Consider the following 13,970-nt stretch of genomic DNA (forward strand, 5'->3'; position numbering starts at 1 on the left):
CGAGAAAAGGAAGGGATTTGTGCAGATCTTAGTACGGATTCAGCCTACTTCACGGCGAACTACGTCCGAACGCGTTCGAGCTTCTGGCTGATGACCTGGGAAACGCCGTCGCCGCGCATGCTGACCCCGTAGAGCGCGTCCGCGACCTCCATCGTGCGCTTCTGGTGCGTGATCACGATCAGCTGGCTTGCCTCCCGCAGCTCCTCGAAGATCGTGATCAGTCGACCCAGGTTGGTGTCGTCGAGGGCGGCCTCGACCTCGTCCATGACGTAGAACGGCGAGGGACGGGCCTTGAAGATCGCGACCAGCAGCGCCACGGCGGTCAGCGACCGCTCCCCGCCGGAGAGCAACGACAGCCGCTTGACCTTCTTGCCGGCAGGCCGCGCCTCGACTTCGATCCCGGTGTTGAGCATGTCGTCGGGATCCGTCAGCACCAGTCTTCCCTCACCGCCCGGGAAAAGCCGACCGAAGACTCGCTCGAACTGCACCTTCGTATCGGCAAACGCCCCCGTGAAGACCTGCTCGACGTGCTCGTCAACACCCTTGATGATGTCGAGGAGGTCTTGGCGCGACTTCGTCAGGTCCTCGAGCTGGCTCACCAGGAATTTGTGCCGCTCTTCGAGCGCCGCGAACTCCTCGAGGGCCAGCGGGTTCACCTTTCCAAGGGACTGCAGATCCTTTTCAGCCCGCTTGAGCCGCTTGGTCTGCTCGGCCCGATCGTAGGGCACACCCTCCGGTACCGGATTGCCATTCTCGTCAACATTCTGGCGGAGCGCGGCCCACTTATCGTCGTCGGGGACGGGCACTGGCTGGTCCGGACCGTAGTTCTCGACCAGATGTTCCGGGGTCAGCCCCAGCTCCTCGACAGCCCGGTCTTCGAGGGCCTCGATCTTGAGACGTTGCTCCGCCCGCGCCAGTTCGTCCCGGTGCGCCTGGTCCGTCAGCCGGCCCAGCTCCTGACTCAGTGATTCGGTGACCTTGCGCGCATCACCCAGTTCGGTCTCGAGCCGCTCGCGCTCGGCCTCCGCCCGCGCGAGTTCCTCGCGTGCCGCTGCCGCGGACACCTCGACCGTCGCTGCCGCATGTCTCGACGCCGCGGCCACCGCCCGCGCGATGCTCGCCTGCCGCGCCCGAACACGGGCCCGCCGTTCGGCTTCGTCCCGGGCGCGCCGCTCGGTCTCCGCTGCGCGCCGCAGCGATTGGATCCGCCCGTTGAGGTTGCCTGCACGCTCCTCCCCGCTCCGCAGCGCGAGCCTCGCCTCGACTTCGCGCTGGCGGGCGGAAGCGGCCGCCGCGTTCAGCCGATCGCGGACGTCGCTGGAGGGTTCGTGCTCGTCCTCGGGCTCCTGTTGAGCCGCGTCGAGACGCACCGCAAGCTCTTCGAGCGCGGTCAGTTCGCGGGCGATCTGCTCCTGGGCCGCCGCAGCCTGATCGTTCAGCCGGGTGACCTCCGCGTCCGCCTGTCGGAGGGTCGCGCTCAGGCCGGCGAGTTGCTGGCCCACCTCGGCGTTCCGGGCGTCGGCGTCCCGCTGGGCGCGGCGGGCTTCAGCTTCGTCAGCGTGGGCGGCCTGCAGCGCCTCCTGTGCGGACGCGAGCTCCTCAGAAATCGCGGCCTCCCGCGCCGTCGCCGCCTCGAGCTCGGCGCGCGCGGTCTCCAGCGCTGCCTGTTGTTCGATGAGCGAGGGAGCCTTGGCGGTACCGCCCTCCAGCGTCGCAGCCGTGACGACGTCGCCTTCGCGCGTCACGGCGCGCAGGACGCCGCTGCCCGGATCGTCGAGCAGGCCGTAAGCGGTTTCAAGGTCCGGTACGACGACGGTGCACGCCAGCAGGTGCTGGACCGCCGGGGCGAGGCGCCCCTCTGCCCGGACCACTGACAGGGCCTCGCGCACATTGCCGCCCGCAGCGACAGTCAGGTCGTCCGTGGCGGGCGCTGCGCCGTCGTCGTGCTCGGCCAGGTGCACCAGGTGCAGGCGGCCCAGGTCCTCGCTCCTGACGTGGCCGAGGAGGCCGACGGCATCCTCGAAGCCGACCGTGAGTGCCTCGGCATACGGGCCGAGCACCGCCGCGATCGCGCGCTCGTATCCGCGCTCGATACGCATGTGGTCGGAGACGCGGCCGCGGATTGCATCGGGCCAGCGCTCGAGCGCGTCGGCGCTGGCGTCCCGGCGCTCGAGGGAGGCCGTCAGCGTGTCGACGCGGGCCCGCAGGCCCGCGCGCACGCCGTGCGACTCGCGAGAGAGGGCCTGAAGTTCATCGGCGGCGGTGCGGGCCGCGTCGACGGCCTCGCTCGCGGCGGCGTGTGCGCTGGCGTACGCGGCGGTGGGCTCGCCATCGGCATGGGCGGCCTGCTGCTCGAGGACGGTGTACTCCTGATGGGCGCGGTCCCTGCGCTCGGCCGCGTCACCTGCGGCGGAACGCAGGCGGTCTCGTTCGCCCTCGGCGGCTTCGACACGGCTGCGCGCGGCCGCGACCTGACCCGCGAGCCGGGCCAGTCCCTCGCGCCGGTCAGCGGCGGCGCGCAGCAGCGTGGTCAACCGCTGTTCCTCAGCGGCAGCGGCCTCTTCCGCGGAGCCACGGGTGGTGACCGCGTCCTCCAGCGCCTCGGCGAACTCCTCGTTCTGTTCCTGGAGCTCCTCGAGCTCCTCCGCAAGCAGGTCCGCCTGCTCGGCGAGGCGCTCGGGGTCGCGCCCCTCGTCGATCTCACCGGCGTCCGCGCGGCCCAGCAGGCGCGAACGCTCGTCGGCCAACGCCGCGAGGGAACGGAAACGCTCGAGCGCGGATCCGAGCGAGTAGACCATGTCGCGGGCGGCGTTCTGGGCGGGCGTCGCATGGGCGGCCTCGACCTCCAGGCGCGCGAGGTCGTGCCGTGCGCGCTCGAGGTCCGCGGTCACGGAGCGCTGCCGTTCCTTGACCGATGCCTCGTTCTCCTGCTCCTGCTCCATGGAATCGCGCAGCCCCACCAGATCATCCGCGAGCAACCGGGACTTCGCGTCGCGCAACTCGAACTGGACGGTCTGGGCGCGGCGCGCGACGGCAGCCTGCTTGCCCAGCGGAGTCAGCTGGCGGCGGATCTCGGTCGTCAGGTCCTGCAGCCGCTGCAGGTTCGCCTGCATGGCGTCCAGCTTGCGCAGGGTCTTCTCTTTGCGCCGGCGGTGTTTGAGGATCCCGGCGGCCTCTTCGATGAATCCGCGCCGGTCCTCAGGCGTCGCATGGAGGACGCGGTCGAGCTGACCCTGCCCGATGATGACGTGCATCTCCCGACCAAGACCGGAGTCGGAAAGGAGCTCCTGAATGTCGAGCAGACGGCACTGCTCGCCGTTGATCGCGTACTCGCTGCCACCCGCGCGGAAGAGGGTCCGCGAAATCGTGACCTCGGAGTATTCGATCGGGAGAGCGCCGTCGGAATTGTCGATGGTGAGCGAGACCTGCGCGCGCCCGAGCGGCGGGCGGCCGGACGTTCCAGCGAAGATGACGTCCTCCATCTTGCCGCCGCGCAGCGTCTTGGCGCCCTGCTCGCCCATGACCCACGCCAGGGCGTCGACGACGTTGGACTTGCCGGACCCGTTCGGTCCAACGACGGCGGTCACCCCGGGTTCGAACTCGAAAGAGGTCGCCGACGCGAAGGACTTGAACCCGCGTACGGTCAGTGACTTCAGGTGCACGCCTGCCCCTCTCTGGCAATCGTGGGCAACGCCGGGTTCAGCGTCGAGTGTTCACTTCCTCGATGGTGACGGGCCGCAGCCGGTTTTTGAACGAGTCCCGATGATCAGCCGCGTCTTGTTGCCGACCTTCTTTACCCAGGAGCCACGTGTAGCGGCGGTACGCCACCGTGACCTCCTCCGGGTCACCGTCCATGACGAGCTCACCTTTGTCGATCCAGATCGCGCGGTTGGTCATCTCCCGGATCGTGCTCATGGAGTGGCTAATCAAGAAGACGCATCCAGCGTTCTCTCGCAGGCCGTCCATCCGTTTCCGCGTTCGTTCACGGAACTGGGCGTCGCCCGTGTTTAGCGCCTCGTCAACGATGAGGATCTCCGGCTCCGCAGCGGCCGCAATCGCGAAACGGAGGCGCGCCGACATACCCGAAGAGTAGGTTCGCATCGGAAGGTCCATAAACCCTTCCAAGCCAGCGAGTTCGACGATCTTCGAGTAGTTCTCCTTGATGCGCGACTCGCTCAGACCCATGGCCCTGCAGCCCAGGATGACGTTCTGCCGGCCGGAGAGCTGTTGGACGAGGGCGGCGTTCACTCCGAGTAGAACGGGCACGCTGGACGCGCGGACCTGGCCGCTCGTGGGCAGGACGCTGCCGGCGATCAGCTTGGTCAGCGTGCTCTTGCCGGAACCGTTCCGGCCGACGATGCCGATCGATTCGCCGTGGCTGAAGGCCAGATTAATGGTCTTGAGGGCCTCGACCTCGATGACCTTCGGCTTCTTCCACCACGGCTTGTCCGCCTCCTCGCGGACGCGATAGGTCATGCTCACGTCCTTGAGCACCACCGCCGGATCGTCGAGTCGGAGAGTCCGTGGCTGGGTTGCGTCTGTTTCGGACATGTACGGGCTGGGCGCGGCTACACGTTCCTCGGTCACTTTGCCTCCCGCGAGTACGTTTCCTCAGCTGACCAGAAGACGATGAAGCCGACAGCGTAGGCGCCGGCGGCCCAAGCTCCGACGAGGAGCCACTGTTCGAGGCTCGGCGACTCCGCATAGAGCAGCACACCTCGCAGCATGCTCAAGATCTGGTACAGCGGATTCCCTTCCAGAACATCGAGCAGTCCCGCAAGCTCCGGCCTGTTGGCGAACCGATCAAACGAGTAGAAGACGCCGGAGGCGTACATCCAGATGCGCATCGTGAAGCTCATGATGTTCAGGAAGTCGGGCGCTGCGGCGATCACGCGGGAAAGCAGCAGACCGATGCCCTGGCTGAAGATGGCCTGTAGTGCCACGATCGGCACAACATAGAGCCAACGCCACGTGATCTCATCCGGCGTGGCGATAGCCAGGATCAGCACGAGCATGGCGAGGTAGCCCGGGATGTATCCGAGGGTCTCGCGCAGCGAAGCCGCGATCGGCAGCGACGCGCGCGGGAAGCTGAACGCCTCGACGACTTTGCGGTTGTTGTTGATCGCCGATCCACCCGCCATGACGACCTTGTTGGTGAACTGGAAACCAAACACACCGATGAGGAGATAGCCGACGTAGTTGTCGATGCCGCGGCTGAGATTGAGCAGCAACCCGAAGATCAGGTAGTAGGTCAGGCCGTTCAAGACCGGGGTCAGCACGAGCCAAACGGGACCGAGGACGTTTTTACGGTAGTTGCTCTTCAGACGCGACAAAGCGTCGAACCGAATGAAGTGCCGGTACGCCCACAACGACGCGATGTAGGCAGGCAGGGACGGCCGAGCGCCAACTCGTGCCAAGCCACTGAACCCGGTTTCCAACCGGAGGGGATCCGGTCGGGCCGCGCCCGGCGATGATTGATCGGTCATAGTGCGATAATTCCTCGTCCTACTCAGGTCTGCCGGCCCGTCTCGGCGGCCTCGCCCTCATCGGCGGACTCCCGTGAGCCGTAGCAATTGAACCTATCCTACGTCGCGTGTCCGACGGCGTCCGGCACACCCCCGTGCGTGCCGGGTAGTGTCCAGATACGGCTGATAATGTTGCCATGATTTTCGGTCACCGTTGCGGGCCAGAAGACGCGACCCGAGTAGAAGGATTCTCTGTGAAAGAGCAGACCGACGCCATCCACGCGCTGTTGGAGACGCAAAGCAACCTCATCGCCGAGCTCCAGGCTTCCTACGAGCGCGAACGTCAATTGTTGGTTGAGCTCGAACACAAGCGCCGTATCCTGCCCGATATCGATGTGGCCGCTGCCAAGCGGAAGGCGAAGACTGCCGCTGCAAACCCGCGTCGGACCGCAAGGATGGCCGTGCGCCGAGCGCGGCGGGTCGCAGGCAAGGTCAAGCGCTCGTTGGTCTCGAAGTACGGAAAGTAGCAAGGATGAAGATCACGGGATACGAATCTCCCAGCGCCCGACACGCCGGACTCCGCTTCATGGTCGAGAATCGGCTGCGTGAACTCGAGGCACAGGTCGAGACGGCCGAATACCTCACTCGCCGACAGGAAACGCGACAGGACGTCGACGCTGATCTTCTCAAGCGCAAGCGGACCGGCGAGAGCTCGTTCGGATGGCTCCTGCGCGGTGAGAGCGTCGACGAACACCTCGATGCTCTGGCGCCCGCGCTCTCCTCTCTGCCCGAACCTGAGGCCGGCCGTGCGTGGGAGCCGCTCACTCAACGCGTTGGCATCATCGCTGATGAATTCGTTTTTCGCAGCTTCGACGGACTCGCCGACTTCGTCCAGATCACACCCAAGAATTATGAGCAGCACATCGCCGAGGTCGACCTCCTGCTCGTTGTGACCACGTGGCGCGGCGTCGACGGCTCGTCATGGGTCGGCCTGGGGTCCCCGGGATCACAACGACGGCGCATCCTCGTCGACGAGCTCATCCCCGCCTACCGGAACGCCGATGTTCCGGTGATCTTCTACTCCAAAGAGGATCCGCCGAACTACGAGCGTTTCCTTCCCATCGCACAGGCGTGTGATGTGATCTTTACCTCAGCCATGGAGAAGGTCCTCGACTACCGCCGGGACTGTCCCTCGGCGCGGTTCGTCGACGTGTTGAAGTTCGGCGTCAATCCCCGCCACCACTCCCCCATCGGTTCGCGTCCCGGCCAGAACGATATGGCCTACTTCGCCGGCGCCTGGCTGCCCGAGAAGTACCCGCAGCGCACATCGGAAGGCCAGCGGCTGTTGCGCGGCATCCTCGAAGGCGGCCGCCGGCTCGCGCTGATCGACCGCTATTCCGACCTCAAGGGCACCGACCCTCGCTACGCGTACACGTCCGAATTCAAGTACTTCCTCGGCCACAAGCGCGACCACTCAGAACTGATGAGCCTCCAGCGCATCTCGGATATGGGTATCAACCTGAACTCCGTCGCCGACAGCCAGACCATGTTCGCCAACCGCGTCCTGGAGCTCCAGGCCGCGGGCGCACTTGTCTTCAGTACGTACAACAAGGGCGTCAACAGCGACTACCCGCAGGTCTACATCTCGACGACGACGAAGGATGTCGCCCGGACTCTCGAGGTCATGACTTTCGAGGAGATGCGACGCGCCCAGGCCGACGGCATCCGCAAGGTCTTCTCCGAGGACCACGCCCAGCTCCGCGTCGATCAAATCGTGGCTGCTGCCGGCTTTGACGTGCCGGACCGCTCGTTGACTGTCGTGGCGATCGCTGAAGAGACCTCCCCCGAACTAGTGGCGGCGATGCAGAACCAGTCGCTCGGCCCCGTGGAGATCATCGCCAGTGCCGATCTCAGTTCGATCGCGGCCGACGTCGTTCTGCCGCTGAGCAACGACTTGGCCTATGGCGTTCACTACGCGAAGGACATGGTGACTGCGTTCACCTACACCGACGCCGACATCGTGGCCAAATCATGCGCGGACCTGAAGACGGCGGACGAGGCCTCGCACCGCTACCTCGACGAGCACCGCGAACTCGGCTCCACCGCGTGGTGGCTCGGCCGAGGCGGCGAGGGCGCGCGGAGCCAGCTCGCCGAATCGATTTCTCAGGGACTGCCCGTCAGCGCCGGACTCAAGGTCTACGGGCTCGATGGATTCGGCGTCTCGCGAGTCGAGGACGTCGAAGAGCCGGTGCCTGCTCGGGCCGAAGACTACGAGATCTCCGTCGTCGTGCCGATCTACAACAACGGTGACCACCTTCGCCACAAGGCGTTCGCCAGCCTGCAGCGCAGCAGCATTTTCGACAAGATGCACATCCTGCTCATCGATGATGGTTCAACGGACCCGTCAACGAGGGAGACTGTCCGCGAACTCGAGCGACGATTTGAGAACGTCACCGCTTTCATGTTCGAGCCCGGCGGATCGGGAAGCGCCTCGCGGCCGCGCAACAAGGGCCTGGAGCTGACGGAGACCGAGTTCGTCACGTACCTCGATCCGGACGATGAGATGATCAACGACGGCTACGCGCTCCTTCTGCGCAAGCTGCAGAAGAGTGACGCCGAGTTCGTCGTGGGCGACATGCTGCGCTGGGACGACGGTCGCGGACGAATCCCACAGGTTCGTCGTCTTCGCCAGGTCATTCCGAGCCGGGAGGGCCTGCTGCGGCCGGATCCCTCGAGCCTCTCCCAATTGGATTACCAGCCGGCGAGCATCGAGGCCATTGCCGCACGAACCGATTGGCTCAAGGGCCTCGGCATCGAGCAGCCCGTCGGGGCGGTCGGTCAGGACACCTTCTTCTTCCAGCAGATGCTCTACTACGCGACGAAGATCGCCACGGTCAAGACACCCGTCTACGCCTACTACGCCGCTGTCGCCGGGTCCGTTGTCAACGTGGTCTCGCCGCGGTACTTCCGCAAGTACCTCCCGCTCGAAGCTGCACGTGCGAAGTGGTTGAAAGACGTCGGACTGCTGCAGGACTACAACGAGCGCCGCCTCGAGATGTTCTTCAAGAAGTGGTACATGCGCAAACTCACCATGGTCGCGCCCGATGACCACGACGCCGCGCTCGAGCTAATCAAGGAAATCGTCGGCTACTACGAGCCGACGCACTGGAACGATCCCGAGATCCAGGCATTCTGGGAGGAAGTCAACGCCTGACGCCGGACTAGATGCAACGCGGCCGGCGTGCCGGACAGTGGACACTGTCTGGCACGCCGGCCGTCGTCGTCTTGGGCCTAGGCTACCGAGGGCGTTCGAGTCCGACTCCGACCGCCCGCCCGATCTGTGCGCTCTGCACCGCGATGGCCGAACGCAGTTCCTTCACCTCGAGGCGCTTGGCCTCGAGTTTGTCCTCAACTTGCCGCAGGCGCCCGCGCAGCCACGCCACCTTCAGTTCTTGATCAGCGAGTTCTGCCTCACTCACCGAGGCAGCGCGTTCGCCATCGGCACCCTCCGCGGAGTGCTGCCGGTCCATCGCATCGGCGATGTCCTCGAGCATCCGGGCCATCTGCTCTTCGAGCTCCCGGTAAGCGCGATGCCAGTCGATCTCGTGTGGTCCACTGTTCTGGTTTTCCGTCATCGTCATCGTTCCTTTTCCTACAGACCGGTATCCGCGAACAGTGCCAGCTCCTGCGGCCCGATGACGTCCAGCGAACGCTGTTGGCGGACACGGAAGGCGGCGGTCTCGCTCATCCGCAGGTACATTTCCGGGTCGGCATGCACACGCTCGAGTGCTTCGACGAGTTCGACCGCGCTGTCCATCGGCGCCAACCAGGCGTCTTCGCCGTTGGTGACGAAGTCCGGAATGGCATCCACCGCGTGGGTAATCGGGACCAGACCCGAACTCATGGCTTCGTCCCGGGAGACTCCCTGGGTGTCCTTGCGGCTGGGCACCAGGAATGTCCCGTGCCGGGCGTGCAGCCCCGGGACCTCACGCTGCGCCACGAAGCCGCGCTGCAAATCCACGTTCTCCAGGTGGGCGATCCTGCCCGTCAGATCGTCCCAGTAGTCACCGTCGCCGACGAGTGTGAACCGCATCTCCTTGAACCAGTCACGCCGGGAGCCCAGCTCGATGGCTCGCACCGCGAGGTCGTTGCCGTAGAAGCGGCGGTTGAAGGGCCTCAGCAGCAAAACCTTGAGTCGTTCATCCGCATTCTTCTTGCGGTAGCCGAAGAGCGACGTGTCGACAGGATTGTGGATGACGGACGACTTCTCCGGAACAAACCCCATGTCCGGACCGAAAACGTGATCGCGGAACCACGCGGAGACGAAAACCGCCTGTAGACGATCGGCTTGCTCGTCGAAATAGGACTGGTAGAAGTCACGCGTCCTCGCGTTGTGCTCGTCTCTCCCGCGGACCCACTCTCGAAGGTCTCGTCCGGAATCGATGTGCTCCCACCACCGGCGATGCCAGCCGTCGGCACCGTAGCCGTGGAACCACACGACGGTTTCGACGTCGGACCCGAAGCCACGCAGGCATTCGCCGAGCCGCGGCGTCAGGAAATGGACCAGTAGTTTGCGTACGCCCCGATGGGCAACCTCGCTACGCAGGGCAGCGTCGTCGCCGACGGTCACCGGCACGCCGTCGAAGACGTAGGTCTCCGGTTCCGTGACCCGACGGTCGTAGTCGAAGACCCGCACATCGAAACCCTGGGCGCGGTAATACCGCACCCTAGTGTGCACGAATGCCTTGTTGTACAGGTCGTCAGCGGACGGATAGCCCGATGTCACGACCAAGTACGGGTGCTTCCCGCGATGGGTGTCCTGCAAGAATTGCCCCTTTCATTTCCGTGCCGCCCGACCCGATCGGCCAGCACGCCCCAGACTCCACGTCAGCGGGCAGTTCGCCCAGATAGACGGTGGCTCGCCGTTCCGCTTCAGTCTAGTGCCTGCGCCCCTTTGCTAGCATGACAGTCGTCGCCTCGACGGTATGAATCAGCTGCGGAACTGCTGGGGGTTCCAAGGGAATACTCGGATTGCCGTCCTAAGCTTCAGGCGATACACACCAACGAATGAAATGAGAGTCATCGAGTGAAAATCTCTGTGATCGGAACCGGCTACCTCGGAGCGACCCATGCCGCCGGCATGGCGGAACTCGGCTTCGAGGTCATCGGCCTCGACGTTGACCCCGCCAAGATCGAGCGCCTCTCCCAGGGGATCCTGCCCTTCCACGAGCCCGGGCTGAGTGAACTCATCCAGCGCCACGTCGAATCGGGGCGTCTCCGGTTCACGACCGACTACACGGAGGTCGGCGAATGGGCGGACGTCCACTTCGTCGGCGTCGGGACGCCTCAGATCTCCGGCCAGTACGGCGCGGACCTGACCTACGTGAACGCTGCGGTGGATTCGCTGCTCGAGCACATCACCAAGGACGCGCTGATCGTCGGAAAGTCGACGGTTCCCGTCGGGACCGCGGCCCGCCTGTCCGAGCGCGTGGCCGAGAAGGCCAAGGAGGGCATCGAGGTCTCTCTTGCGTGGAATCCCGAGTTCCTGCGCGAGGGTTTCGCCGTCGAGGACACGCTGACACCGGACCGTCTTGTCTTCGGTGTCAGCAACGAGCGCGATGAACAAACCCTGCGCTCGGTCTACGCCAAGATCCTCGACATCGGCACGCCGCTGATCGTCACGGACTTCGAAACGGCAGAGCTCGTGAAGGTCGCCGCGAACGCCTTCCTCGCGACGAAGATTTCCTTCATCAACGCCTTCTCAGAGGTCACCGAGACCGTCGGCGGCGACATCCGCACCCTGGCCGATGCCCTCGGCCACGACACCCGTATCGGTCGCCGCTTCTTGAACGCCGGCATCGGCTTCGGCGGCGGCTGCCTCCCCAAGGACATTCGGGCCCTGCAGGCACGCGTCTCCGAACTCGGCGTCGACCGTGCCATGAATTTCCTCGCCGACGTCGACGACGTGAACCTTCGCCGTCGCGACCGGGCAATCTATCTGGCCGAGACGATGCTCGGTGGTGACGTGAAGGGGCGCGAAGTTGCCGTTCTCGGCGTGACCTTCAAACCGGAGAGCGACGACGTTCGCGACTCGCCTGCTCTGGATGTCGCTGCGCGGCTCCACGAGATGGGTGCCGAGGTCACTGTCTACGACCCGCAGGGCAATGCGAACGCCGCCGGCCGGTTCCCGCGCCTCAACTACGTCGATTCGCTCGCCGAGGCGGCACGCGGTTCAGAGCTGACGATGCTCTTGACGGAGTGGAACGAGTTCAAGGCACTGACCCCGCAGAGCCTCAAGAACGATGTCGGTGCGCACCGATTCATCGATGCGCGCAACGTCCTCGACGCTGACGCCTGGGAGGCCGCCGGCTGGGACTTCGCCGCCTTCGGCCGCAAGTACGACGCCTAACAGCACCGCTGAGAAGGGGGCCACGACCGCTGGTCGTGACCCCCTTCTACAGCTAAGCGGTCCTAGGTTTCATCCGCGGCGAATCCGACGAGCTTCAGTTGGTCGAGCAGCGGTCCGGCCAGCGTCCTCGAGTATGTCGCGGTGAGATGGGCCGGGTCACGGTAGATCACGACGTTGCCCGCGACGGCGGGACAGTAGTCCGAGCGGCAGAAGTAGTCGGTCAGGTCTGCGACGAAGACCGAGTCCGGAAGTATCACATCGTCGATATTCGGGATCGACTCTTGCCGAAGATCCCCCCGGTCCCGCCCGCACTGCGTCGTGAAGTCATCAGCCGATCCGAGGCAGTCGAGGAAGTCTGCACTCATGCGGGGATTGTCACGCAGGGCGACGATCGGCGTTCCCGGCGAGAGCGCCGTGAACTCGCTCCAGCGGTCTACGTACCCTGGCGGAACCACCTCGTCGGCACCGATGCTTCGCGTCGCGGTCGTGACGACAAGTTCGGGTTCCATCTCGGCGATCCGGCGAGTCGCCTCACGGTTCCACTCGCCACATGAATCGTCGCGGTATCCGTTCTCGACGCCTGGCGTGCTCCAAGGGCAACTGCTCTTGGTCATCGAGACGATCCGTATGGGGTGGTCTTCGGCGATCGTTTCGAGGGCAGGCAGCCAGTGGGCGGAATGGCTGCCACCGACGAGGACAACGGTCCGCTCCGAGTCAGCGGCACCGTAGACGCATTCGACGACGGCGGGGTCTTCAATGTCCTGGTGGCACCCGTCGTCGTACATCGCCGGGTTGTCGAGCGGTACCGCGACAAGGTCCGGCACGACTGGTTCTTCCAGGGACGTCCTGCCATTCTCGGACACGAAACTCCGGGCCCCCTGCGACGTGGCCGTGTCCGTTGACGCATTCGGAACTGCGACGGCGAGGTACGACCAGCCCTGGATGCCGAGGACCAGGACGAGGATCGTCGCTCCGCCAAGGAGCAGCCGGCCGGCCGAACCGACGCGTTTGTCCTTCAAGCGCCGCCAGACGGGCCGTTCCACGAAACGGGCGGTCAGTGCGGAAAGCCCGATGGCGGCGGCGATGATCACGACGCCCCAGATCGGATGTACACGGTCCACACCCATCAAGGCCAAGCTGAAGACCAGCAAGGGCCAGTGCCAGAGATAGATGCCGTAGGAGACCCCGCCGAGCCAGACCATGGCTGGATGGGACAGGAATCGATCCGCACCGTACCGTCCGTAACCCCCCGAGCCGACGATCACCAGCACCGCGCCCAGAGCGGGAACGAGGGCTACGTAGCCTGGAAAACTCGTGGAGACCGGTAGCAGAAGCCCGCTGGAGACGACGATGGCCAAGCCGGTCCAGACGGCGACGGCCCCGCCCCTGCCGACCAGCGCGCGCCGGACCACCAGGGCCACCAGGCCGCCGAGCGCGAACTCCCAGACTCGAGTTCCGGTGTGGAAGTAAGCAACCGGCTGATCGACGGCGGTGTAGTAGATCGAGAAGGCCAGGGAGACCACGAAGAGCGTGCCAAGCGACCAGACGAGGAGCCGGTACGTCGAGATGGCGAGGTGCCGCGACGCGAAAAGGACGAGAGCGAAGACCACGGCCCAGATGGCGTAGAACTGACCCTGGATCGACATCGCCCAGAAGTGCTGAACGGGGCTCGATCCCTCCCCTTGCGCGAGATAGTCCGTCGCCTTGGCGATCAGCGCCCAGTTCTCCCCGTACAGCGCCGAGGCCGTGATCTCGTCCCACGCGGCCAAGCGCCGGGCCGGCGGTAGAAGGACCAGCGACGCGGCGAACACGACGGCGAGGACCGTCAGTGCATGAGGCAGCAGGCGCGTGGCCAAGCGGCTGAAGAATCCTGAATAGGAGATGCGCCCCTCACGGGTGAGCATCGTGTAGAGCGTGGTGGTGATCAGGAACCCGGCGACCACGAAGAAGACGTCGACACCGCCGGAAACTCGACCCAGGTAGATGTGATAGACCGCCACGAGAATCGACGCCACCGCACGGAGTCCCTCGATCTCAGGGCGAAAACGCTTGTCGATCGATGGCAGGGCAGAACTGACCGCCTGCCTGGTGTCCAA

9 protein-coding genes are annotated in these 13,970 nt (G+C 65.1%); 3 read left to right on the forward strand and 6 right to left on the reverse strand.

Annotated features, from left to right (window positions below; all coding sequences use genetic code 11):
- Positions 1 to 59: 59 nt before the first annotated feature.
- The 3 genes from smc to EV380_RS05545 all read right to left on the reverse strand — a co-directional run bounded on the left by smc (position 60) and on the right by EV380_RS05545 (position 5,333).
- Positions 60 to 3,662: a chromosome segregation protein SMC gene (gene smc, locus EV380_RS05535; RefSeq protein ID WP_207219323.1), complete on the reverse strand. Its 3,603-nt coding sequence runs from the start codon at positions 3,660 to 3,662 to the stop codon at positions 60 to 62.
- Positions 3,663 to 3,699: 37 nt separating this feature from the next.
- Entirely contained in the window at positions 3,700 to 4,476 is a 777-nt protein-coding gene (locus tag EV380_RS05540) for an ABC transporter ATP-binding protein (RefSeq protein ID WP_242607514.1), read from the reverse strand.
- A 107-nt stretch (positions 4,477 to 4,583) separates the two neighbouring features.
- On the reverse strand, positions 4,584 to 5,333 hold the full coding sequence (locus EV380_RS05545) for an ABC transporter permease (protein ID WP_165391887.1): 750 nt from the start codon (positions 5,331 to 5,333) through the stop codon (positions 4,584 to 4,586).
- Between the two features lie 386 nt (positions 5,334 to 5,719).
- Between EV380_RS05545 and EV380_RS05550 the strand changes: the two genes are divergently transcribed.
- Together EV380_RS05550 and EV380_RS05555 are read left to right on the forward strand one after the other, a co-directional pair.
- On the forward strand, positions 5,720 to 5,992 hold the full coding sequence (locus EV380_RS05550) for a hypothetical protein (RefSeq protein ID WP_102159015.1): 273 nt from the start codon (positions 5,720 to 5,722) through the stop codon (positions 5,990 to 5,992).
- A gap of 5 nt (positions 5,993 to 5,997) precedes the next feature.
- Complete coding sequence (locus EV380_RS05555; protein WP_130449886.1) at positions 5,998 to 8,679, forward strand: glycosyltransferase; 2,682 nt, start codon at positions 5,998 to 6,000, stop codon at positions 8,677 to 8,679.
- Positions 8,680 to 8,761: 82 nt separating this feature from the next.
- Here the strand turns inward: EV380_RS05555 and EV380_RS05560 are convergent, their stop codons facing one another.
- Positions 8,762 to 9,100, reverse strand: coding sequence for a hypothetical protein (locus EV380_RS05560; protein ID WP_130449888.1), 339 nt, complete (start codon positions 9,098 to 9,100; stop codon positions 8,762 to 8,764).
- Positions 9,101 to 9,117: 17 nt separating this feature from the next.
- On the reverse strand, positions 9,118 to 10,290 hold the full coding sequence (locus EV380_RS05565; protein ID WP_130449890.1) for a glycosyltransferase family 4 protein: 1,173 nt from the start codon (positions 10,288 to 10,290) through the stop codon (positions 9,118 to 9,120).
- Positions 10,291 to 10,551: 261 nt separating this feature from the next.
- On the opposite strand from EV380_RS05565, the gene EV380_RS05570 reads away from it, so the two are divergent.
- A complete protein-coding gene (locus tag EV380_RS05570; protein WP_130449892.1) occupies positions 10,552 to 11,874 on the forward strand; it encodes a UDP-glucose dehydrogenase family protein in 1,323 nt (440 codons plus the stop codon).
- A gap of 62 nt (positions 11,875 to 11,936) precedes the next feature.
- On the opposite strand, the gene EV380_RS05575 is transcribed toward EV380_RS05570, so the two are convergent.
- Entirely contained in the window at positions 11,937 to 13,970 is a 2,034-nt protein-coding gene (locus tag EV380_RS05575; RefSeq protein WP_207219325.1) for an acyltransferase family protein, read from the reverse strand.

The sequence above is a fragment of the Zhihengliuella halotolerans genome (genome assembly GCF_004217565.1).
Classification (GTDB): domain Bacteria; phylum Actinomycetota; class Actinomycetes; order Actinomycetales; family Micrococcaceae; genus Zhihengliuella; species Zhihengliuella halotolerans.